This window comes from Arthrobacter sp. BG3 (assembly GCF_056680185.1).
The window spans coordinates 4,443,199-4,465,389 of record NZ_CM155270.1 but is presented as its reverse complement, the minus strand read 5'-3'; the positions used below and the strand labels follow the sequence as shown (position 1 = coordinate 4,465,389).

The following is a 22,191-nucleotide window of genomic DNA, read 5'->3' as shown; positions in this document are numbered from 1 at the left end:
CGGGGGCATCCCACCGTGCAGCCAAAAATAACGAGGGGAGAAGGGAAACTGGCCGGTCACCTGAGCCGCCTATCCACCGGAAGCCCACCCGATTTCATTGCCAGCATCAAGGAACACGGCGTGATGGGGGTCGGTCCGCCGCCGGAGATCATTGCGTGGCGTCCATGACGCGTAGCACCGGGTGGCCGTCGATATTTTCCAAAGGGAAGTAGACGCGGTGGGTGGCTTGGTCCACGGCGACCGTGTGGGCTTTGTCGGCAAGTTCGCCGGACGCCCTGAGCGTCAGGGTTCGGTCCTTTTCGTCGAAGACGCTGACGACGCCGGACTCCGAGGCGACGTAGAGGCGCCGCAGTCCCTGATCGAAGGCCAACACGTCCGGGCCCGCGCCGGTGTCGAAGCGTGCGGTGACCTGCTTGGTGTCCAGATCCAGGACCAGGAGCTTCGCGCTGCCCTCGCAGGCGATGAAAGCAAGCTTCTTTGTCCCGTCGACATAGAGGCCGTGGTTGCCGGCGCAGTCCGGGACCGGGGTCCTGACGGTGACCGTGTCGGTAGCCGCGTCGATGGTGACGAGCTCGTTGCGGTTCTGGACATTGACCAGGACAGTTTCGCTGGTGGGGTCGTAAACGCTGTTTCCGGCCTCCCCGCCGATCTCCACCGGGGACTTGGCCGTGTTCGTGGCGAGGTCGATCACCGTTTCGGCGTGGTCGTGTTCATTGGAGATGTAGGCCTTGCCGTGGACCGGGTCGTAGGCGATTCCGTCGGGGGTGTTCCCGGCCGGGACCCGCGCGGTCACCTTGAGGGTATTGGTGTCGATGATCGCGACCTCGTTCGTTCCCGAAACGGCGGCCAAGAGAAGGTGCCTGTCGGGTGCGAGGGTGACACCGTGAACCGAGGGTGTTCCCGGCACGGTTCCCGCAACCATGCCATTGGTCAGGTCGACCGAGTGAACTGTGCCGTCGCCGAGGTGCGCGATGTAGAGCCTCTTCGCATCCGCGTCGAGGGCCTGGTAGTCCAGCCTGCTCGCTGCGCCGGGCAGGACGATGTCCTGGACCTGGGTCAACGGCAGCAACGACGCCGGGGGCGGCCCCGAGCAGGCAATTAGGTACGCCGGCAGGAGCGCCAGCAGCCCTGCGGCGATGTACGCAGTCTTCGCTGGCCTTACGCGGTGGTGCCGGTCCCATGGCTGTCTCCGTTCCAGTTGGAGGATGCTGACGTTGGCGATAACAGGCGACCAGACACCTGCCGCGCCGGGAAGGTACGGCGCGACAGGTGTCGGTTTCTGGGGATTTACGCCCGGACCTGTGCGGGCGGGACGCGCAGACTTCGATACGTCTCCATTCGGTGCCACCGCAGGTGCACACCGGCCAAGGCAGTGACCACCGACTGGATGACGACCAGATACATGAGCTGCCATCGAGACGGAACGCGTAGGCGGCCATGACGAACTGAACGACAAGGAAGACGAGCCAGAGCATCCCGATCCGGACCGGGTCCAGGAAGATCAGGCCGTAGATGGCGAAGACGTCCACCACCGGTGCGAACAGTGGCGGCAACACCTGCAGTACAAGCAGGTAGTCAAGGCCACGCCGCCCGAGCTTGCCGGCCGCTCCGCCCTGCAGGACCGCGCCGCGGTGCTTCCACACACCTCAGGACCTGGCGGTTGCAAGCTTGGACCGAACCCGCACGAGGTTTCGGGTCCTGCGGTGGGGGATAGCGGTCAGGGCGAATTGGTCGATGACACCGGGCTGGAAGACGAGGCATTCTGTTGAGCCACCGAACTGGAAGTACCCCAGCTCATCGCCCTTCTTCACGTGGCGGCCAGGGACGATCTCCGGATTGATGACGCAGGAGGAGACCTCGATCATGCCCACGGGGATCACTGCCATGAGGCCGATCACGGGGTCGTCGGCCTGGATCAGGATGATGGCCCGGGCCGCGACGTGGGCCAAATATGATTGCGAGAGGGTCGGCTCGACGGCGTCGGCCCCCTCGGACTCCGCCTCGGAGAAGTACGTGCCGTCCTTGAGGTAGGCCTGCACGATCGTGCCGGCGACGGGCGCGTGCCAGCGGTGATAGTTCAATGCGCTCAGGAACGCCTGGTATACCGTTCCGCCGACAAAGTGATCCACTGACTCGTCCCGGGCCAGCAGGTCCTCGAGTGAGTAGGGCTGGTTCTTGACCCAGAACCGGCTCTGGCGTTGGACGTCGGAGCTGATCTTGTAGGGGGTCGACTCGCAGGCGCTGACAATGACTTTGTCGTCGCCGGGTGCAGCGACGGGTCTGGAGGTCGAGGTGAGCCGGCGGGCGAAGAAATCGTTCCACGATGTAAAGCCCCAGTGTTCGGCGAGGGCGTCGTGTTGGTAGTCGTCCATCCCGACGACCTGCCGCGCTGTCTCCGACATCCACCCGGACGGCGAGTCGTTTAAGACGTACAGCGACTCCTCTCTGGTCAGGAACACGCACCAGGCGTCCAGAATCTTGCGGAACATGGCGACGATCCGCGGATCGCGGTGGGCAGCGAACCCGGCCTCGGTACCCATGGTCCAATCGAGGATCGCCGTCAACGGTGTGGTGACCATGCCGCCTTCGCTGAACTCCGGGGCCATCGTGAGGACCTCGTTGATCAGCCGGAGCATCTGGTCAACGCTCGTGAGATGCCGTTTGCGGTAGGGCTTCGACTTCGGAACCTGCTCGATCATCTCCGTCATTTAGAGACGGACGACCGGATCGCTGGCAATCAGTTCCTGGAACTCCACAATGACGGGATGCAGGGGAACATCTTCACCCCGCGCCTCCACCCGTTCCGTGTGTCCGGCGATCCAATCCTCGAGGTCGTCCTGTTGCTCGGGCAGCCAGCCACCTGGTCGTCGGACACGGTCAGGTGAAGCGTCAATGGTCATAATGCCGAGCCTACCCGTCACCCGAGCGGCACCGGCGGCAATTGCTCTGCCACCAGCTAAGGCGTCCGCCGGCGAGGGAGCCCCGACGCTGTCGGCTTGAGTTGAGAGAGCTGCAGATTGGCGGGGTTGCCCCGGGCCCTACGGAGAAATTCGACGGGTACTACGCATACCAAGGACGCGTGTGGCACGCGTCAGAGCGGGAAAGGGTGTCCCCTTTGCACCAGACTCGCTTGCCTAGAACTGGGCAGTGCCGCGCAGCCGGCGGGGGCGGCCATCCGGGTCCACGACGAGGCGGCTCATCGGAACCGCCCAGAGACGTTGGCGCGGCGACACCGGCTCCGGATTGTGGTGGCGCACGTGCCCGGTGGGGCGGGGGGAGCGGTGCCCGGTTTCATGCCATTGGTCGAGAGCGTCTGCGGTGGTGTTCCACAGCTTGAGCCCAACCGCCGGGTCGCGGAGTTGGGTATCGTCCTGGTTCAGGCCCAGGTGTTCGGCCCAGAGTTGGAGGCGGAGCGCGTGGGCCAACGGCCGGGTCGTGTCGTGGCCGGCGTTTGTCCCGGGCGGATCCCCGTTGTCGGAAGTGGTGTCGAGCACGGCGCAGGTGAGCTCGCTGTCGGTGGTCCAGGATCGGCGGTTAAAGTTGTCCGAGCCGCAGGTCATCCAGGTGTCATCGATGATGCAGATCTTGGCGTGGACGTAGATCGGAGTTCCGGTGCTGTTCTCCAGGTCGAAGACGCCTACCCTGTCCGGCGCGGCCCGGCGCAGCATTTTGAGGGCACGCAGTTGCCCGATCCTTATTGCCGGGCCTGCGAGAGGACCGTCGGAGTCTGGGTAGCGGGGCACCACGGCGATCACGTTCAAGTCGGGGTTCCGGTCGAGGGCCTCCGCGATTCCGGCTGCGACCTCTGTTGACCACAGGTACTGGTCCTCGATGTAGATCAGCGAGCGGGCGCGGGCGAAGGCTTTCGCGTAGCCACGGGCAATGCTGCGTTCCCCTTCGGGGGCGAACGGGAATGGGGGACGTTTCACCCCATAGGTGCGCAGCAGCTGCACCGCGTGAGGGCCCGCCGGTGGTGGCGGCGGTGCAGTGGCCGGGAGCGGTTCCGGGTGCCGGGGCATTCGGGCCAGACGTTGCAGCAGCATCCGGTAGGGGGTGCGTCGGTCCAGGGGATGCGGGTCGTTCCACCGTTCAGCGAACACGGCCAGCACATCTGCCACCACTGGGCCACGCAGTTCGAGGGTTGCATCGTGCCACGGAGGTCGTTTCCCGTACCGGGAATCCATGGTCACCGCTTGCGGATCTCCCGCGTGGTCGGCATCGTCTCGGCGGCTGTGGGAAAGGTCGAGCCCGCCAACGAACGCGACGTCCCGCGACGGATCGTCACCATGGCGGATGACGAAGAGTTTTTGGTGATGGGAGCCGAACAGGCGTACACGCTGATCCAGCAGCACCTCTCCGCCGGCGTCGTTGATCTGACGACTCAACAGCTCGTTGGATCGGCCGCTGATCGGGGCCGAAACGCGCTCTCCGTGGGATCTCCAGACAAGGCCCCGCACCTCCACTCCCGCGCGGGCCAATCCCGCGAGCAGATCGCCGATCGACGGTCCGTCCGCCAGCAGCCGCTCGTCGGCGTCGCCGCGCCAGTCGGTGAACCACACCCGGTCTCCCGCCTGCAGGCATGTCAGCTCCTCATGCAGTCGGGCGAAGTAGGTTGCGCCATGGATCAGCGGCCGCACGAGGTTACCCTCCGACCAGGACTGCGATCCGGCAGCGCCCGCATGCACGTCAGTGGCCAGGTTCCCCCGCTCAGACCGATTCAGGAACCACGTACCAGCATCACTGTCCACTCAATCCTACTTTCGGTGCCCGAGGCCAAGCCGCTAATATCCGGTCTCCAAAATAGCCTACGACTGTGCTGACTGCGCCTCACTTCCTGACGGCTCCCGGCCTAATCTTCCCCCGGCATGGGCGGAACGGTAGCGTGAACCGTGGTCACCGCGGACTCACTGCGGTGTGGCCCGGAGAGGGAACAACATGGCTCAGTTTACGGACAAAGTGGCGCTCATTACTGGAGGAGGCTCCGGCCTTGGCGAAGCAATCAGCAAGGAGCTCGCCGCCAAAGGAGCGAGCGTGGTCGTCACGGATATCAATTTCGACGCTGCACAGCGCGTCGTTAAAGAAATCGTCGGCGCCGGCGGGACTGCTTCAGCGGTCCGGCAGGATACCGCCAAGAAGGAGGATTCCGAGATGGTGGTCAAGCACGCCGTTGATACCTATGGCGGCTTGCACCTGGCGGTCAACAATGCCGGTGTGGGGGGCAAAGCTGCCCCGGCTGGCGAAACAGACTTGGACGAGTGGGACAAGGTCATCGGAATTAACCTCAACGGCGTGCTCTACGGAATGCGCTACCAGATCCCGCAGATGCTCCAAGCCGGTGCCCGGAACTGCGCGATTGTGAACATGGCCTCCATCCACGGCACTGTAGCTGCCCCAGGCAACGGAGCGTACACCGCCGCCAAACATGGCGTAGTCGGCATCACCAAAAATGCCGCTGCTGAGTACGGTCCCCAGGGCCTGCGGATCAATTCCGTTGGCCCTGGATACATCCGGACACCGCTCTTGGAAAACAACCTAAGCCCTGACGTTATGGGTGCTCTCGCAGACAAGCACCCCCTCGGTCGGCTTGGCACGTCCGAGGAAGTGTCCCACGTGGTCTGCTTCCTCCTCTCTGACGAGGCCTCGTTCGTAACTGGTGCCTACTACCTGATCGACGGCGGCTACACGGCGGTCTGACGGCACGGGCTGGCCTCCTCAGGAACGCGGCCGGTATCAGCCAGGAAAGAGCACCTCATGCCGTCTGGCACTTACCTCCAGGTGAACAAAGCGACATTGCCTATCTGGGTGCCGCCGTGTGGAACTGGATCCCTTGTCACAGCCATGCAGGGCCGGCCTAAGAGTCCGGCTCTGCATGGCTCTGTTCCTGAGTCCGACGCCATCGGTATCGGTGGGGTAAGAAAACCCTGACTGCGCCGCTCTCGCACCCTATTGCGGGTCACCGGGAAGGGGCGGGAACCAGACGCCGGAAGACCGAATCCTCCGGCGGCTTCTGGTCCAATCGGCTCGGCTCGGGGCGCCACAGCGCGTGAGAAACTCGGTGCCCCGATCCGATGAAGTATGTCTGAGACCCATTGTCCATACCGCCGGGAGTGTCCCGGCAGCTGGCGTAGAACCCTCTGGTACCGCCGCGTACCGCGGGGGTACATATGCCCTGTTGGAAAATGAATCTGGTGTCTATCCTCTGTGTTTAAAGACCGCCGCGACACACGGTCCACAGGCCGCCGGCATCTCCCGGGAAGTCTTCCCGCTCCGGGGCCGTCTCGATGAGGAGGCGTCGATGTCCAGCCCAGACGTGCCTACACGCGGACCAGCCCGACCCAGTCCATATGTCATCACCGGAATCCTGTTGACCATCGCCATTGTGATTCCATTGTTCGTGCCCGCGTATTCCCTCGCAGAGCCGCGTCTGGCCGGCATGCCGTACTTCTACTGGTACCAGATGGCGTGGATTCCGGTCACGTCCAGCCTAGTGGGAATCTCCTACTGGCTGGTCAGCAAAGAAGACCGCCGCCGGCGCGCATCCGTGCGGAGCACAACCAGCTCAGAGGACGAGCGATGAGCGGGGGCATTGTTCCGTTTGCCCTTCCGGACCGGCCCATTAACGTCGTTGCACTCACCATTGTGATCATTCTCTTCGTTCTGGTGGCGGCCCTTGGGTTTGTAGCTGCCCGGTGGCGGCGGGGAGAGGAGACAGGGCTGCACAGCCTGGACGAGTGGGGACTTGGCGGCCGCAGTTTCGGGACCTGGGTGACCTGGTTCCTACTGGGCGGTGACCTGTACACGGCCTACACCTTTGTGGCCGTTCCGGCCGCAATGTGGGCCACAGGAGCGGTGAGCGGTTTCTTTGCGGTGCCGTACACGATCGTGCTGTACCCGATCGTGTTCCTCCTGATGAGCAGGCTCTGGTCCGTCTCCCACCGGCACGGGTTCGTCACGCCCGCGGACTTCATAGGCGGCCGCTACGGCAGTCGGGCGCTGACCGTTGCCGTCGCCCTCACCGGTATCGTCGCGACCATGCCTTATATTGCGCTGCAATTGGTCGGCATCAAGGCTGTGCTCACGGTGCTTGGCCTGGGAAGTGCAGAGAACGTCCTGCTCACCGACTTGCCGCTGATCATCGCATTTGTGGTCCTGGCGGCCTATACGTACACATCGGGCCTGCGGGCTCCGGCCCTGATCGCGGTTGTCAAGGATCTGCTCATCTATCTGGCGGTGATCGTTGCGGTGATTTACCTGCCGATCAAGTTCGGGGGATGGGGCAACATCTTCGATGCCGCTGAGACGAAAATGGGTGCGGTCAACCCCGCCACCGGAAAACCCGTCGGGATCTTCATCCCGGGCGCGGGCAGTTACTCCGCTTACTGGACGCTGGCCCTGGGCTCGGCCCTGGCGCTGTTTATGTACCCGCACTCCATCACGGGGGTCCTCGCGACCAAGAGCCGGAACACAATCCGTAAAAACGCCGCGGTCCTGCCGTTGTATTCGTTGCTGTTGGGGTTCCTGGCGCTACTGGGCTACGCGGCTATATATGCCGGTACCAAGCCCGTCGACCTGAACGGTGCCGTCAACCCGCAGCTGGTCGTGCCTCAGCTGTTCCTGGATCACTTCCCGGCCTGGTTTGCCGGTATCGCCCTGGCCGCCATCGCCATCGGCGCCCTGGTCCCGGCCGCGATCATGTCAATAGCCGCGGCGAATCTCTTCACGCGCAACATCTACCGCGATCTGATCAGACCCGGCGCCACACCCCGCCAGGAAGCAAAGGTCTCCAAGATCGCGTCACTTGTCGTGAAATTCGGCGCGCTGGTTTTCGTCATTGCCATGGACCAATCGGCAGCGATCAACATGCAGCTCCTCGGCGGCATCTGGATCCTGCAGACCTTCCCGGCGATCGTGGGAGGGCTATACACCCGCTGGTTCCACCGGTGGGCGCTGTTTGGCGGCTGGGCGGCGGGAATCGCCTATGGTACTTTCGCGGCCTACAACGTCGTCAACCCCGTTACGAAAGCGAACTTTGGCGGCTCCATCGCTGCGATCCCCGGCACCGACATCCAGGTTTACATCGCTGTTGTGGCTTTTGCGATAAACCTCGTCGTTGCCGCCGTGCTATCCCTGCTCTTTCATGCAATGAAGCTCCCGGACGGGAACGACATCACCCGGAGCTCGGACTACGGCGCCGACGAAAACGATCCGAAGGTCGCCCAGATCCAGCGCGAATACCCGCTCGACGAGCCAGGAACCCCGGCATTTTGACTCTCTGGTCACTGGGGACCATAAGGGATCCTGCCAGCCTAATAGGTGGTGCCCCGAGCCGGTGGCGCGCGTGCTGTGCCACCTAGCCAAGTCCTGTGGCACTGCTTTAGAACCGCGCCGTTACATAGCATTGCGTCATGGAGCATCTACAGGACATGGTGCTGAAGAACCGGTTTTTTCGGCTACCGCGGTCGTCACCAGCCTCGCGGAGTTACGTCACGCCCCTGGCTACGGTCCAAAGGCAATAGCTGAACGGCTCGTAAACTCCCTTGGCGCCGACGCTGCGGCGCCCCTGCTGGGTGTCAGTTCGGAACTCCCTAATCGCTGGGCGTCGGGTCAGGCGGCCCCGGATTTCCGACGGCCGGCTTCAGCTCGCGGACCTTGATGCCCTCGTATGTCACCTTCACGCGGCTTTCACGCCTTCCCGGGCGATCCTTTGGATGTGCAGTCCCAACCTGCAGCTGGGAGCCAGACCCATCGACGTCTACCGGAAACAGGGGGAGGCACCGGTGACTGGAGCTATCCACGCCCGTATCCTGTTGTCCTCGGGCTGACGTTCCGGACGCCGTCTGCGCGCCGCGCAGCACCGCGCGCGAGGCGTCGCCGTTGACCACGTACAACGGCGTTAGTACTGTGAGTCCACTATCCATCCGCGCCGGGGAAGGAGCAATGGGCTGCAATTCCAAGAGCGGCACTGATTCCCGATTCCTGACCGTCCGGCAGGTTCCAGGGACTCCGCTTCGCAGTCTCTGCGCACGGCAGCCTGGACAGGACCGGCACCACCAGCACGGACTTCTGCAAGACGACCAGGCTGGCGCCGCCCACATTTGCAGGCGGCTACCGCTGCTCAAGGAGTAAAAAAGCATGCCTGACGAAAACAAGGGCGAGGTAAGGTGGTTGCCGCAGCCTGAGGAGCAAGATTATCCGGGCGCGGCGGCCTATCTTTCGTCACTTGAAGCGGACGAAGTCGTTGCCTCCATTGTCGCCTCCCTCATGGTCGCCCCAATCCAGCATCGTAAGGCGAAGGACATTCTCCGGGCCGCGAGGCTGGCGCTGCTGCCCGAGGACAACGCCCATGTGGCCTCGGACCTGAAGAAGATCAAGGAAGGCAGGCAGCTCTCGCCCATCCTGGTGGTCACGGGCGACCTGGCCCGGGGCATTCCCGCGCATGTGGCCGATGGCTACCACCGGGTCTGCGCAAGCTATTACACGGACGAAAACACTGACATTCCACTCAAACTTGCTGTCGCGCCCCGGTAACCTCCGCAGGCAACCGCAATGCCGGTAGAAGGAGGAACGTGTCATTCTTTCAGCTTTCGCTGATCGCCGCTGTCGCCCTCCTAGGGCCGCTGCTGGCGCTCCCCGAAAAATGGCATTTTCCCGTGGTGGTGGGGGAGTTGCTGGCTGGAATCGCGATCGGGCGCACGGGTCTGGACCTGGTGGACTCCTCCGACCCCACGTTCACGTTTGTGGCCGACGTCGGATTCGCCCTCATCATGTTCGTCGCCGGGACGCATGTCCCCGTGCGGGACGCAGCCATCCGGCCCGCACTGGGTGGTGGCGCCCTGCGTGCCGGCATCGCCGCGGTACTCGCGGGCGCCGTCGGAATCGCCATCGCCTTTGCCTTTGGCACTGGGCATGCTCCCCTTTACATCGTTCTGCTCGCTTCCTCTTCGGCAGCTTTGGTCCTGCCGATCGTCGATTCGCTGCGGCTGACGGGACCAAAGGTCCTGATGACGACGGCACAGGTTGCGGTAGCGGACATCGCTTGCGTTGTGGCGCTTCCGCTTGCTGTTGACCCATCCAACGCGCCGAGGGCAGCCATCGGGGCCGCCCTCGTCGCGGTATGCGCTGCTGTTTTGTTCTTTGCGCTTCGCTGGTTGGAACGCAGCGGCACGCGCGGACGGGTGCACGAAGTGTCCGAGGGCCGGAAGTTCGCCCTGGAGCTGAGAATCCAACTTGCCCTGCTCTTCGCGCTCTCCGGGCTCGCCGTCGCGGGCCACGTGTCCATCATGCTGGCCGGGTTCTCCTTCGGCCTGGTGGTCGCGGCGGTGGGCGAACCCCGGCGGCTGGCTCATCAACTCTTCGCCGTCAGTGATGGATTTCTGGGACCGGTTTTCTTTGTCTGGCTGGGGGCATCGCTCAATCTGCGCGTCCTGGCGGGAAGCCCCAGAATGATTCTCCTCGGGATTTGCCTTGGCCTCGGAGCCCTGCTGGTTCATGGAAGCCTTCGGCTCCTCGGCCAGCCTCTGCCGCTCGCGGTGCTCACAGCGTCCCAATTGGGAGTGCCGGTTGCCGCCGCCACTATCGGCTCCCAGTTGCATTTGCTGGAACCGGGAGAACCCGCGGCCATTATCCTCGGTGCGCTCATCAGCACGGGGGCAAGCACCATCGCAGGCTCGCGGGCGGCACGCACGTTTTCGCGGGGCATCGCGGCGCCGGCGGGCAAACCATCTGAGGGCGGCCCGACCGTGGCTACGTAGTCCGATTAGGCTGCACGTGCGCATTTATTGATGCCACGAGCTACGGCCGGAGAAAATGTCGTCCTGGCGCATTCCGGCTTGGTCCTGATCACTTCAGCCTGTTACGCGGGAGATGACCGGGGCAACGTTGATGATCCATAAGACTATTCCGGCGGCGATGAGCGCCAGGATGAGGCCTATGCCAAGGATGATCAGGGGCGCGTTTTCACGGGTCCAGAAGCGGTGTTCGCGTCTTGGTGACATCGGTGGCACCTCACTGTTCGGGGGCTTGGGCCTAAGGCTTTTTTGGTGACGGCGCGGGGCCGGACGGCCGCCGGTTGGGGGGGGTGCTGGCGTGCGTCAACGGCGGCATGTCTCCGAGGCTCTGACCAAATAGGTCCTTTGCGTAGTGCAGATCGTCTCACTGCGGAAGACCTCGCCCGCGAGCCACCGACGGTCCCTTAATTTGCGGTTGGCGTCGCGTCCACGGTTGCAACACTTCCAACTATGGTGGGCTCGCCGACTGTGTCCTCCATAGGCGCCGCCTGTGGAATCGCTGTGCAGAGAGTTGGAGCTCCGGGCGCCTTCACACCGGCGCCGCCGAACTGCCGGAACAGGGTCGCAAGCCCTGCCCGGGTGCGTGAGGTCACCCGGCGCGGATGAGGTGCCGCACTTCCCTGAGGGCGCAGGATGGAGCTGCGGCGGTCCGTCGGATCTCGATTGACCGGCCCGGAATGTGAGGAACAACAGCGGAATCGGAACTAGCTTCACGACACAACTGCGCCGACCACGAGGCCGACGGCAGAGCATTCAAGGGAAAGAGGTCGACAAAATGAGTACTGCCCATCATCCTGTCGCTTCAACTGGCTGGACCGGTTGGGTCAGGTTCGCCGGAGTCATTCTGATCATCGACGGCGTTTTCAGCGGCCTTCAGGGCCTCGTCGCGCTCACCGGGCCCGATACCTACTACTTGTCGACCCCGGGCGCGCTTTTCATCTTCGACGCGAAAGGGTGGGGATGGTGGAATTTGGCTCTCGGGGTGCTTTTGATCCTCACCGCTGTCGCGCTCTTCTCCGGGGCAACGTGGGCTCGAATCGTTGCCGTCGTCGTGGCGGGCATCAGCGCGGTCGTTCAACTGATGCTCATCCCGGCGCAGCCATGGTGGTCCTTGGTCGTCATCGCCGTCGACGTGCTGATCATCTACGCGATCATCGCCCACGGCGACGAGCTACGGACCGGGGAATAGCCGCCGAACGTTAACTCATAAACCATCGAACTGCGCCTGCTCACCGCGGGCCAGCGGATCGGGCGCGCGGATACCGGCGGGGCGCAGGAACACCACACAGGCATTTGTCGAGCAGCCCGGTAAGTCTTACCGGCGGGGTATCGGTGTGCTCACCACCCGGACGTGCCCGGGCCGCCCTTGAACGGACCAACGATCTGCGAGGTGATCCAACCGCCGTAGAAGTCACCATCCTGGGAGGTCACCCGCTCGCCATTGACTTCGCAGGAGTCCATGTGGGCCGGGTAGAGGGCCACCCGGGTGCTGAGCGCCTCGAAGCCCGGGACGGGTTCCGGGTAGGTCCACCCGGCACGGGGAACAACGACTCCGCCGGCAACGACGTCGAAGTAGTGCGCTTCTCCCTTGAACTCGCAGAAGCTGGTGCCCTCGGCCGGGACGAGTACCCCGGCAGGGAATGAGTCCAACGGCAGGTAGTAGACAGGCGGATGACTCGTCTCCAGGACGCGCACTGCATCGGTGGTGTCGGCAATCACCTGCCCGCCAAGCCACACGACAACCCGTTCGGATCGCGGCTCGACCCTTGGCGGCCGCGGGTAGTCCCATACCGACTCTTGACCGGCCTTGGGTTTGACGGGCTGGGGACGCCGGGAGAAGCCGGAAAAACCTTGAGCAGGAGTCATGGCACCATGTTGCCATCTTCCGCTGGCTTGCCGCAGTGAACCCGGGGGCGGTCTCGGTCGGCGCATGTGGTGGGCAGACCTAGACTTGGGCGCATGGCCTTTCAATGGGACGAATCGCGACGGGCGTTCGCCGACGCTGCGGAATGGTTTGTGCACACCTCCGCCCTCGTCGGAGGCCGGTGGGACAAGCCGGGCCTGGGCGAGTGGGACGTTCGCACCCTCGTCGGCCACACCAGCCGTTCCCTTCTGACAGTCGAGACCTACCTCGCCCGTCCTGCCGCGGCCGTCGAGGTCGCTTCCGCCGCGGAATACTTCCGCGCGACGAGGGCCACCGCCGCCAGCCCTGCTGTCGCGGCGCGCGGACGCGACGCGGGAAACGCTTTGGGTGCCGAACCCGCGGGCGTCGTAGCGGAGATCGCCGCACGCGTGATTCCGCTCGTCGATGCCCACGACGGCACCGAGTTGGTGACGACGGTCGTGGGCGGCATGCGGCTTCGGGACTACCTGCCCACCCGCACGTTCGAGTTGGCCGTCCACACCGCGGACCTCGCCAAAGCGCTCGGATTGCCGGCTGACGTCCCAGATACTTCTGCCGTGCAGGCTCTCGAAATAGTCGCCGACCTCGCTGTAGCCGGAGGTCTTGCCGGGTCTCTCCTGCTCGCCGCCACCGGCCGGCCGGGTCTTCCGACGGGCTTCTCGGTGCTTTGACGCGGAGCGGCGGCCGCGGAAGTGCATCCCGGAGTGGTCTGGCCCTGGGGCTTATGGCCCGTGACAGCGGACTCGGCGGTCTGGAGGATTGCCCGATGACGAAGTCACGAAACATGAGACAGCCTCCCAAGCCCGCCGTAGTGTTCACTGGGCTGGTGGCATTGGGCGTCCTGTTCCGGCGCTTCCAGTTGCGCTGGGGTGCCACCGCCGCCGAAGCCGACGGCGTACTTCCGGGCGACGATTTCCTGTCCTTTGCCGATCTGCAGTCAACGCGGGCGATCACTATCGATGCTCCGGCAGATGCAGTGTGGCCCTGGTTGGCGCAGATGGGTCAGGGACGCGGCGGACTCTACAGCTACGACTTCCTTGAAAACCTTGCCGGCCTGGACATCCACAGTGCTGACCGTATCCATCCGGAGTGGCAGGACATCAAGGCAGGGGACCGTTTTCACCTGGCCCCGGCTGCTTCCGCAGACCTTGAAGTCGGCCTGGTGGACCGGGGAAACGCCCTCGTGCTGCGCATTCCCCCCGGTTCCCCGCCCGGGCCGTTCGGTTTTTCCTGGGCATTTGTTCTGCAGTCACAGTCCGCAGGCACCACGCGGCTTCTGGTGCGGGAGCGCTATGCCTGCCGGCAGTGGTGGGCCCGGTGCCTGGTCGAGGCGGTGGAGGTGGCCAGCTTTGTCATGTCCCGGCGGATGCTCCAAGGGATCAGGAGCCGCGCAGAGGGCAACCATTTGTAGGCTTTCCGTATGCCTGCCCGAGCCCCGGGGCGCAGGTGTTCACTTGTCGATAGGGCGAGCCCGGTCAAGCCAATCACCGAGCAATGCGGCGAGGAGCTCGGGCCGCTCGTGGATGAGGGCGTGGCCGGCGCCGTCGACTACCGCCAGGGTGGCGTGCGGATAGTACTGGAGTAAGTCCATTGCATCGGTATATCCAACTGTGAGTCTTGATGTGGCTGGTCTGGGACTGGCTGGCAGGGTTGGTGTTGGTTGCCTGTCCCGGTGGTGGCTCGATATCCGACTGGCCGCGCTTCGCGTGCCTTCCTAGCGACTTGCCCGTACCGGGGTGGGCGGCCGACGCCGACCTGGCCCACCTCAATGGCTTGATCAGAGGATTGCCCAACCCTTGGGTTGTGGCCCGTCACAGTACTGCCTTGGAGTGATCTCTTCCCAGTCCGACGTCGGCCGCTTTGCGACCGGACTGTTGCCCCTCATGGAAGGAATCCGATCACCTTGACCATCGTCGCGCACGCACACCCATTCGTCATTGGCGTGGATACCCACGCCCGCACCCACACCCTCGCCGTCGTGTCCGCGTCGACGGGCGAGCAGCTCGCCTGCGAGCAGTTCCCAGCCACTGCCGCCGGCATGAAGCGGGCGATCGACTGGGCGGGCCGCCGCACCGTCGGGGACCTCTCCACGCTGTGGGCGATCGAGGGCATCGGCACCTATGGCGCCAAGCTGGCCCGCATGACTGCGGAGGCAGGCTATCCGACGGTCGAAGCTCCGCGAACGAACACGCGGTCCCGCCGCGGGCTGGGCAAGTCGGACCCGCTGGACGCCCAGGCGATCGCCACCGCTGCCCTGTCGACCGATGTCACAGCGCTGCGTCACCCGCGTCAGGACGATGGGACACGCGCGGCCTTGCGCGTGTTGGTGGCGGCCCGGGACCAGATGACGGTCGAGCGGACCGCGAACGTGAACGCCCTGCTCGCGCTCGTGCGGACGGTGGACCTCGGTATCGACGCCCGCAAGCCCCTCAACGCCGCCCAGATCGACGAGATCGCCCGGTGGCGCGCACGCAGCGAGAGCCTCGCCCCCGCGACCGCTCGGGCCGAGGCCGTCCGTCTCGCCAAGAGGGTCCTCGCCCTCACTACGGAGCTCGAAGACAACCAGAGCCGGACAGCCGAGCTTATCCAGGCCAGCGAGGCAGCGCCCCTCCTGGACGAGACCGGGATCGGCCCGGTTATCGCTGCAGTTGTGCTCACCGCATGGTCCCATCCCGGCAGGGTCCGCTCCGAGGCAGCCTTCGCCGCTCTGGCCGGGGTGAACCCCATACCGGCATCGAGCGGGAACACGACCCGGCACAGGCTCAACCGTGGCGGCGACCGACGCCTCAACCGGGCACTCCACCAGGCCACCATCGTCAGAATGACCCACGACCCCGGAACCCGCGCGTACGTTGAACGCCGCACCGCCGAAGGCAAGACCCGACGCGAGATCCGTCGCTGCCTCAAACGCTATCTCGCCCGCCATCTCTACCGGACCCTGAACACCCTCCACGCTCAATCCACAACGCCTTGACAGATATAGAAGAGTCGCTCGAATCCTGTCGTCCGGCGGCGATCAGAGTCTTTGCCGGGAAGGTGCCCGATCCGACCTCGACCGCCCATCCGGCGAAGATCCGGCCCAGCCCGGTCGCGTCGACGAGCGTCGTGCCCGGAAGGACATGGCTGCGGTAGCGGCGTGCGGTGGCCGGTGTGCGCACGACGAAGTATTCATCGAAACCGTGCCGTTGCCCAGGTTCGAGTTCGTCGTACGCGCTTGCGTCCTGACAGACCACCTCATGGGCGGGCACATTTTGTGAGCGCTCGGCGACAGGGCACAGCAGGGCCAGCGCGCCCACGATGTCCGGCCGCTGTGCGGCCACCCCGCGCGCAAGATAGGCGCCGTAGGAATGCCCAAGCAGCATCACCGGTCCGGCCTCCAGACGATCAATGAAGCTGGCGATGAGCGCGACCACATCGTTGTTGCAACCCAGATGGCCGCTCGTGGAGCGCCCCATTCCCGGCAGATCCGGATAGATCCGCCGGTATCCCGAGCCGGGGACGACGGCCTCGATTGCCGCCTCAATCTCGCGGTGATCAACACCGGCGCCGTGAAGCGCAATAAGGGGCACGCCCCGACCGTGCTCGACGTAATGAATCAAAACGTCGTTGATCCGTCGCTCCATGTCAACATCGTATTGATCGGTTCGTGAGGGCAACACCACCCCAAAGTAAGTCGCCTCCCGGTGCTGCCCGCCGGCCCGGAATCCTGCCGACGCCCCGTCGCTGTTTTTCAGGGTTGTCTGGCGCGTCTCGCTTCAGCTTCAGTCTCCGACGCCCTCTGTCGGGCGCTGGCGGAATGACACGAGACGCGTTTGCATCTCCCAGTACGGAGTGGCGGGCGGCAACGGCTTGCCGTCACGTAAGGCGTTGACCACGTTCACCGCCGCGTCGACTGCTGCGCGGTACGGCAGGGAGCCGGAACTCACACGCCGGACCCCAAGCTCACCCAACTCTGCAACCGTCAGCGAGGGATGTGCCAGCACGTTGACCGGCAGCCCGATGCCGGCGGTGATGATCCGGATGTCCTCCGGGACCACAAGCCCGGGGACAAAGATGCCGTCCGCGCCGGCATTGGCGTAGGCCGAGGCACGGAGCAGGACGGCATCCACAGTGGCCTGTTCACCGAACCATATGTTGTCCACCCGGGCGTTGATGAACATGGCCGGGCTGCGTCGCTTGACGGCGGCGACTTTGTCGGCCAAGGCTGCCGGATCGACCAGGTGCCCGGCCGTGCTGTCCTCCAGGTTGACCCCGGCCACGCCCAGCGCAGCCAGTTGGGCCACAAGTTCCGCAACCTCGGCGGGGTCCTCGGAGTAGCCGTCTTCGATGTCCGCCGTGACGTGGACAGGCAGGCGGCACATCTGCGCCACCAGTGCGGCGGTTGCCGCTTTGCTGGACCGGCCCCCGTCGGGCAGGCCGGCACTTGCCGCAATGCCAAAGCTGGTGGTGCCGACGGCCGGGAATCCAGCTGTGGCAAATGCCAAGGCCGAACCGATATCCCAGGCATTGGGCAGCAGGAGTGGCGTAGCAGTGTGGTGGAGTTCCAAGAAGGTCGCCATTTTCAATGCCATCCTCTGCCTACCGCGTGGGTGAATGCATGCTCAGTCTACAAACTCGGCTGGGCGGTGCAAGGGATACATTTTTCCGGTCGTCGGGGCCACGTTATCGTTGGTCTTACACGTCTAATCGGGAGGCGCCATGCCGTACGTTGTTGACTTCGAAAGCGTTTCTACTGTCGGTCTGGAATCGTCTCCGGTCGCCGAGGCGCTCGCTGGGTTGCGCGCCAATGAGGGGCGCTACTACCGCAACAAGTACGACCACGTTTTGACCGTGAGCCCTGCAAGCGAGGTTCCGGAGGTGGTCGGCCGGGTGAGCCGCGTCCTCAGGGAAGAGCGTGACATCGTCATCGGGTCCCGCCCCCTCGAAGCGACCGCCTTCGAAGTGGACGGTTTGCGGATGGACTACGTCTTCTACGAGTCGGGGCTGTCGATCAACATCATGTACAGCATCGAGGATGGCGGGAAGCGAGCCGTGGGATTCAAACTGGCTGAGGGCATGGGGATTCCGGAAGAACTGGCATCACGCTTCAAGTTCGCCCGGCAGAAGTCGAAACTGGCAGGGGTTATCCGAGGATCCTATTTCGTGATCAAGGGCGAGTACTGATCAGGTGTCAGGCCCCGGGCGCCCCGGCCACTGTTTGCCGGCCCACGGGTCGTAGTCGGCGATGAGCGTCTCCTGCGGCGGCCGCTCATTCTCGGGTACGTGCTGCAGGTTCACCCGCACCCGGTACCAGAGCGAACTCGATCCGCGCATCCCGTCGACGAGGATGTCGGCGGGATGCAGCGCCGGGACGAGGTCCGCGTGCCGGGTCTTCCATTCCTCGAGCGCCGCGAGTGCCTCGGGCTTGGTTTTGGTCCGTGCCACCTCAATCAGCGGCATCGCCGACTGCCGGCGGCCCGAGCCGTCGCTGCCGCGCGGCGGCTTTTCGGCGGGGCCGAGCTCTGCAGCCAGGGCGAGGAGCCCGTCGAGAGTCCCGACCGCGTCGTCGATGCCGGCGTGGGGGTCACCCGCGGCTGCGAAGCGCTGCAGCACCGTGGGCACCGTGAATTGTTCCGGCCGGGTGGAGGCAACCTCGGCCCAGGTGAGCGGAGTCGAGACCCGGGCGTCGGGCAGGGGCCGGATCGAGTACGCCGATGCGACGGTGCGGTCCTTGGCGTTCTGGTTGAAGTCGACGAACACACTCTCGCCGCGCTCCTCTTTCCACCACCGGGCGGTGGCGAGCCCCGGGGCGCGGTTCTCGACCTCGCGGGCGAGAGTCTCGGCGGCGAGCCGCACGTCGCGGTACGACCACCGGGGCGCAAGGCGGACCAGGATGTGGAGTCCCCGCGAACCGCTCGTCTTCGGCCACCCCACCAGTCCGACGTCGTCGAGCACCTCCCGCGCGACATAGGCGACGTCGACGATCTGCGGCCAGCCGACGCCCGGCATCGGGTCGAGGTCGACCCGGAGCTCGTCGGGGTGCTCGAGGTCCTCGGCCCGCACGGGGTGCGGGTTAAGGTCCAGGCATCCAAGATTCACGACCCACGCCAGGCCAGCAGCATCCCGGATGACGGCCTCTTCGGCTGAGGTCCCCGACGCGTAGTGCAGCGTCACCGTGCCGATGAAATCGGGGTGGTTGTCAGGCACGCGCTTCTGGAAGAACGGCTCAGCGCCGATCCCCTTCGGGAAGCGCCTGAGCACCATGGGCCGTCCGCCGGCGCCCCGCAGCGCGCCATCAGCGACGGCGAGGTAGTAGCGAACCAAATCGAGCTTCGTCAGCCCGGGCTCGGGGAACACCACCTTGTCCGGACTCGAGATGCGAACCTCGGTGCCGGCAATGTTGAGGATCTCGGCCGGGGTCTTGGACGGGGTCATGCCGCCACGCTAGCAATGATCGGATGTCCCGGCCAGACCAGCGGCGCGGCAGGTGGACTTGTCCCGGCAAGTGCCCGGGCGTGGCACTTGAGCCGCCGCATGCGGACCTGATCGCCGCCGCAGCTGAGGCCCACACCCCGTCCGGGCATGGGCCTCAGCTGTCACCTCGTCAGTCGACCTGTGCCGTCAGACCGGCGGCCTCGATCGCGGTCGAGGCCGCGGTCTCGTCATTGTCAGAGCTGTCGCCGCTGATGCCGACGGCACCCTGGATCGTGCCGTCGTTATCGCGTACCAATACGCCACCGGGCACCGGGATGAGCCGGCCACCCAGAGTGGCGGTCGCCGCCGCAATGAAGTAAGCCTGCTGCTCGGCGCGCTCCATGATGGCACGCGAGCCCATCCCCAGAGCCAACGCCCCGTACGCCTTGCCCTGTGCGATCTCAAAGCGATTATTCGAGGCGCCATCCTGGCGCGCGGCGGCGATGACGTGGCCGCCCGCGTCGAGCACGACGACGGTCAGCGGTTTGAAGCCGTGCTGCCGGGCCGCCGTGAGGGCGTCGGCGATGATGGAGTTTGCAGTTTCCAATGTGATGCTCATGATGCGTTCCTCGCCAGATCGTCGTTGTGCTTGTGCGCCGCACGGCGCCGGTGCAGGACAGGCTCGGTGTAGCCCGACGGTTGGGCGGCGCCGTCGAGAACGAGTTCGCGGGCCGCGAGGAATGCCTCCGCATCGAAATCCGGGGACATGGGCGTGTAGCCAGGGTCCGAAGAGTTCTGTTCGTCGACGACCGCGGCCATTCGCCGCAGTGACGCTTCCACCTCTTCCCTGGTGACGATGCCGTGCAGGAGCCAGTTGGAGACGTGCTGTGAGCTGATGCGGCAGGTGGCGCGGTCTTCCATCAGTGCGGTGCCGTGGATGTCGGGGACCTTGGAGCAGCCGACTCCGTCGTTCACCCAGCGGACTACGTATCCCAGCGTGCTCTGGATGTTGTTGTCCAGTTCGTTGCGCCGGGCATCGGCTGACCACTCCGCGGGGTCACCGAGGGGGATGGTGAGCAGTTGCCGCAGGGTCGAGCGGCGCTTCCCGGCGAGTTCGGCCTGCCTGGCGTCCACATCGACTTGGTGGTAGTGGATGGCGTGCAGGGTCGCGGCGGTCGGCGAGGGGACCCAGGCGCAGTCGGCGCCGGCGAGCGGGTGCGCGACCTTCTGTGCGAGCATGTCCGCCAAGTTGTCCGGAGCCGCCCACATGCCCTTGCCGATCTGGGCCCGACCGCTGAAACCGCACTCCAGCCCGATGTCGACGTTGGCGTCCTCATAGGCCTTGATCCAGCTGGAGTCACGCATGTCGGCCTTGCGTACCATGGGGCCGGCGAGCATTGAGGTGTGGATCTCGTCGCCGGTGCGGTCCAGGAATCCGGTATTGATAAACGCGACCCGGTCCCGTACTTCCCAGATGCACGCCTTCAGGTTGGCCGATGTGCGCCGCTCTTCGTCCATGATGCCGATCTTCAGGGTGAGCGGTTCGAGGCCCAGCACTGCCTCGGTGCCGGCCAGCAGACCACAGGCCACGGCGACCTCAGCCGGTCCGTGCATCTTCGGCTTCACGATGTACATCGACCCGGCCCGGGAGTTGTGGCCGGCGTGCGGCCCGCGCAGGTCGTGCACGGAGCCGAGGCCGGTGAACAGGGCGTCGAGGATCTCCTCGGGCACCGGTGCTCCGGCCGCGTCGAGCACGGCGTCGCTGGTCATCAGGTGGCCCACCTGACGGATGAGCAGCAGGGAGCGGCCCGGCAGGGTCAGTTCGGAGCCGTCCGGTGCTGTGTAGACGCGGTCGGGGTTGAGCCGCCGGGTCTGGGTCCGTCCGCCCTTGGCGACCTCGGCCGTCAGCGTACCCTGCATCAGCTGCAGCCAGTTGCGGTAGCCCGCCACCTTGTCCTCGGCGTCGACCGCAGCCACGGAGTCCTCGAGGTCCATGATGGTCGTGGTCGCGGACTCCAGCACGATGTCCTTCACGCCGGCCGGGTCGCCCGACCCAATGGAGTGGCCGCGGTCGATCTGGATTTCCACGTGCAGTCCGTGGTGCACGAGCAGCACGGCCTCGGGCTCATCGGCTGCCCCCCGGTAGCCCGCGAGCTGCAGCGGATCCGCCAGCCCCCTTGGACCGTCGGGCGTCTCGGCGACGAGGGCGCCGTCTGCAATCCGGTAGGCGGTGACATCGGCGTGAGATCCGCCCGCCAGGCTGGTGTACTCATCCAGGAACTGCCGCCCGTGTGCGACGACGGCGGCACCGCGGACGGGGTTGTAACCGCCCGTGTGCTCGCGCCCCTCCGCGTCGTCGATGACGTCGGTGCCGTACAGCGCATCGTACAGCGACCCCCAGCGGGCGTTGGCCGCGTTGGCGGCGAACCGTGCATTCAGCAGCGGGACCACCAATTGGGGACCGGACACCGTGGCGATCTCGGGGTCAACCCGGTCGGTCGTGATGGTGAAGGCGCCGGGCTCCTCGACCAGGTAGCCGATCGAGCGGAGGAAGTTCTCGTAGTCCTCCGGATCCACGGGCGTCGCGCCATGTGAACGGTGGTACTCGTCGATCTGCTGCTGCAACCGGTCACGGGTGTCCAGCAGCTCCCGCACCCGCGGCGAGAACTCCGCGATGAGCCCGGCGGCGCCAGCCCAGAATGCCTCCATCTCAATCCCGGTCCCAGGCAGCGCTTCGTCCCGGACGAAGGCGTAGAGGTCTTCGGCGACGCTGAGCCCGTTGGTCTCCAAGTGATTTGGCATACCGACCATCTTTCTACAGTTCTCGTAATGTGGAAATAAACTACCAATATATAGAACCTAGCCAGCGCGGGCCCGCCTGTCAACGCCGCTGACCCGGCGAGGCAGAATCCAGCGCCGCGCCGGTGATCAGCTGTTGACTGTGATTTGAATCGCACGTACTCTCGATCAACTGAAAGATTTCTTTCACAATGCGGAATTCAAGATGCTGAGTGGATTCCTGCCCGGGGCTGTGGCAGAGCCCAAACGTTTGCTCGGAGAAAACAAAGGAGTTTTTGTGAGTCCAAGGTTTGAGCCTTTTCAGCAAAT

22 protein-coding genes are annotated in these 22,191 nt (G+C 65.0%); 10 read left to right on the top strand and 12 right to left on the bottom strand.

Translation table 11 applies throughout. The annotated features are described in order from the left end of the window. Nucleotides 1-148: 148 nt before the first annotated feature. The 4 genes from AC1MFL_RS20180 to AC1MFL_RS20165 form a co-directional block, all read right to left on the bottom strand. Nucleotides 149-1,060: a YncE family protein gene (locus tag AC1MFL_RS20180; RefSeq protein WP_479812369.1), complete on the bottom strand. Its 912-nt coding sequence runs from the start codon at nucleotides 1,058-1,060 to the stop codon at nucleotides 149-151. A gap of 586 nt (nucleotides 1,061-1,646) precedes the next feature. Then, on the bottom strand, nucleotides 1,647-2,708 hold the full coding sequence (locus tag AC1MFL_RS20175; protein WP_479812367.1) for a phophatidylserine decarboxylase associated domain-containing protein: 1,062 nt from the start codon (nucleotides 2,706-2,708) through the stop codon (nucleotides 1,647-1,649). Next, a complete protein-coding gene (locus tag AC1MFL_RS20170; RefSeq protein WP_479812365.1) occupies nucleotides 2,709-2,900 on the bottom strand; it encodes a hypothetical protein in 192 nt (63 codons plus the stop codon). It lies immediately after the preceding gene. A 234-nt stretch (nucleotides 2,901-3,134) separates the two neighbouring features. Beyond that, nucleotides 3,135-4,637, bottom strand: coding sequence for a phospholipase D family protein (locus AC1MFL_RS20165; protein WP_479812363.1), 1,503 nt, complete (start codon nucleotides 4,635-4,637; stop codon nucleotides 3,135-3,137). A 298-nt stretch (nucleotides 4,638-4,935) separates the two neighbouring features. Between AC1MFL_RS20165 and AC1MFL_RS20160 the strand changes: the two genes are divergently transcribed. The 5 genes from AC1MFL_RS20160 to AC1MFL_RS20140 all read left to right on the top strand — a co-directional run bounded on the left by AC1MFL_RS20160 (nucleotide 4,936) and on the right by AC1MFL_RS20140 (nucleotide 10,751). Next, nucleotides 4,936-5,694: an SDR family NAD(P)-dependent oxidoreductase gene (locus AC1MFL_RS20160; protein ID WP_479812361.1), complete on the top strand. Its 759-nt coding sequence runs from the start codon at nucleotides 4,936-4,938 to the stop codon at nucleotides 5,692-5,694. A gap of 670 nt (nucleotides 5,695-6,364) precedes the next feature. Then, complete coding sequence (locus AC1MFL_RS20155) at nucleotides 6,365-6,577, top strand: DUF3311 domain-containing protein (RefSeq protein WP_479812359.1); 213 nt, start codon at nucleotides 6,365-6,367, stop codon at nucleotides 6,575-6,577. Then, nucleotides 6,574-8,268 carry a monocarboxylate uptake permease MctP gene (gene mctP / locus AC1MFL_RS20150; protein WP_479812357.1) on the top strand — a complete coding sequence of 565 codons (1,695 nt, stop codon included), beginning with the start codon at nucleotides 6,574-6,576 and terminating at the stop codon, nucleotides 8,266-8,268. The genes AC1MFL_RS20155 and mctP overlap by 4 nt, the downstream gene beginning before the upstream one ends. Before the next feature lie 864 nt (nucleotides 8,269-9,132). Continuing rightward, a complete protein-coding gene (locus AC1MFL_RS20145; protein ID WP_479812355.1) occupies nucleotides 9,133-9,528 on the top strand; it encodes a hypothetical protein in 396 nt (131 codons plus the stop codon). A 38-nt stretch (nucleotides 9,529-9,566) separates the two neighbouring features. Next, on the top strand, nucleotides 9,567-10,751 hold the full coding sequence (locus AC1MFL_RS20140) for a cation:proton antiporter (RefSeq protein WP_479812353.1): 1,185 nt from the start codon (nucleotides 9,567-9,569) through the stop codon (nucleotides 10,749-10,751). A 93-nt stretch (nucleotides 10,752-10,844) separates the two neighbouring features. Here AC1MFL_RS20140 and AC1MFL_RS20135 read toward each other — a convergent pair whose 3' ends face one another. Then, nucleotides 10,845-10,994, bottom strand: a complete 150-nt coding sequence (locus AC1MFL_RS20135; protein ID WP_479812352.1) for a hypothetical protein — start codon at nucleotides 10,992-10,994, stop codon at nucleotides 10,845-10,847. 568 nt (nucleotides 10,995-11,562) lie between these two features. On the opposite strand from AC1MFL_RS20135, the gene AC1MFL_RS20130 reads away from it, so the two are divergent. Beyond that, nucleotides 11,563-11,976 carry a DUF7144 family membrane protein gene (locus AC1MFL_RS20130; RefSeq protein WP_479812350.1) on the top strand — a complete coding sequence of 138 codons (414 nt, stop codon included), beginning with the start codon at nucleotides 11,563-11,565 and terminating at the stop codon, nucleotides 11,974-11,976. Nucleotides 11,977-12,125: 149 nt separating this feature from the next. On the opposite strand, the gene AC1MFL_RS20125 is transcribed toward AC1MFL_RS20130, so the two are convergent. Continuing rightward, entirely contained in the window at nucleotides 12,126-12,653 is a 528-nt protein-coding gene (locus AC1MFL_RS20125; RefSeq protein ID WP_479812348.1) for a DUF427 domain-containing protein, read from the bottom strand. A gap of 93 nt (nucleotides 12,654-12,746) precedes the next feature. Between AC1MFL_RS20125 and AC1MFL_RS20120 the strand changes: the two genes are divergently transcribed. Together AC1MFL_RS20120 and AC1MFL_RS20115 are read left to right on the top strand one after the other, a co-directional pair. Beyond that, nucleotides 12,747-13,361: a maleylpyruvate isomerase N-terminal domain-containing protein gene (locus tag AC1MFL_RS20120; protein ID WP_479812346.1), complete on the top strand. Its 615-nt coding sequence runs from the start codon at nucleotides 12,747-12,749 to the stop codon at nucleotides 13,359-13,361. Between the two features lie 53 nt (nucleotides 13,362-13,414). After that, nucleotides 13,415-14,101, top strand: coding sequence for an SRPBCC family protein (locus AC1MFL_RS20115; RefSeq protein ID WP_479812344.1), 687 nt, complete (start codon nucleotides 13,415-13,417; stop codon nucleotides 14,099-14,101). 39 nt (nucleotides 14,102-14,140) lie between these two features. On the opposite strand, the gene AC1MFL_RS20110 is transcribed toward AC1MFL_RS20115, so the two are convergent. Then, nucleotides 14,141-14,281 carry an alpha/beta fold hydrolase gene (locus AC1MFL_RS20110; protein WP_479812342.1) on the bottom strand — a complete coding sequence of 47 codons (141 nt, stop codon included), beginning with the start codon at nucleotides 14,279-14,281 and terminating at the stop codon, nucleotides 14,141-14,143. Between the two features lie 312 nt (nucleotides 14,282-14,593). Between AC1MFL_RS20110 and AC1MFL_RS20105 the strand changes: the two genes are divergently transcribed. Next, nucleotides 14,594-15,664: an IS110 family RNA-guided transposase gene (locus tag AC1MFL_RS20105; RefSeq protein ID WP_479812340.1), complete on the top strand. Its 1,071-nt coding sequence runs from the start codon at nucleotides 14,594-14,596 to the stop codon at nucleotides 15,662-15,664. Here AC1MFL_RS20105 and AC1MFL_RS20100 read toward each other — a convergent pair. Continuing rightward, nucleotides 15,594-16,313, bottom strand: coding sequence for an alpha/beta fold hydrolase (locus AC1MFL_RS20100; protein ID WP_479812338.1), 720 nt, complete (start codon nucleotides 16,311-16,313; stop codon nucleotides 15,594-15,596). The genes AC1MFL_RS20105 and AC1MFL_RS20100 overlap by 71 nt on opposite strands. A gap of 138 nt (nucleotides 16,314-16,451) precedes the next feature. Further along, on the bottom strand, nucleotides 16,452-17,249 hold the full coding sequence (locus AC1MFL_RS20095; RefSeq protein WP_479812336.1) for an isocitrate lyase/PEP mutase family protein: 798 nt from the start codon (nucleotides 17,247-17,249) through the stop codon (nucleotides 16,452-16,454). Between the two features lie 139 nt (nucleotides 17,250-17,388). Between AC1MFL_RS20095 and AC1MFL_RS20090 the strand changes: the two genes are divergently transcribed. Continuing rightward, complete coding sequence (locus AC1MFL_RS20090; protein ID WP_479812334.1) at nucleotides 17,389-17,853, top strand: phage tail protein; 465 nt, start codon at nucleotides 17,389-17,391, stop codon at nucleotides 17,851-17,853. Here AC1MFL_RS20090 and ligD read toward each other — a convergent pair whose 3' ends face one another. The 3 genes from ligD to AC1MFL_RS20075 form a co-directional block, all read right to left on the bottom strand. Next, nucleotides 17,854-19,104 carry a non-homologous end-joining DNA ligase gene (gene ligD / locus AC1MFL_RS20085; RefSeq protein ID WP_479812332.1) on the bottom strand — a complete coding sequence of 417 codons (1,251 nt, stop codon included), beginning with the start codon at nucleotides 19,102-19,104 and terminating at the stop codon, nucleotides 17,854-17,856. It abuts the gene before it with no gap. A gap of 169 nt (nucleotides 19,105-19,273) precedes the next feature. Next, nucleotides 19,274-19,702, bottom strand: coding sequence for a GlcG/HbpS family heme-binding protein (locus AC1MFL_RS20080; protein WP_479812330.1), 429 nt, complete (start codon nucleotides 19,700-19,702; stop codon nucleotides 19,274-19,276). Further along, nucleotides 19,699-21,885: a malate synthase G gene (locus AC1MFL_RS20075; protein ID WP_479812328.1), complete on the bottom strand. Its 2,187-nt coding sequence runs from the start codon at nucleotides 21,883-21,885 to the stop codon at nucleotides 19,699-19,701. Before AC1MFL_RS20075 ends, AC1MFL_RS20080 begins: the two co-directional genes overlap by 4 nt. Nucleotides 21,886-22,191 lie beyond the last annotated feature (306 nt).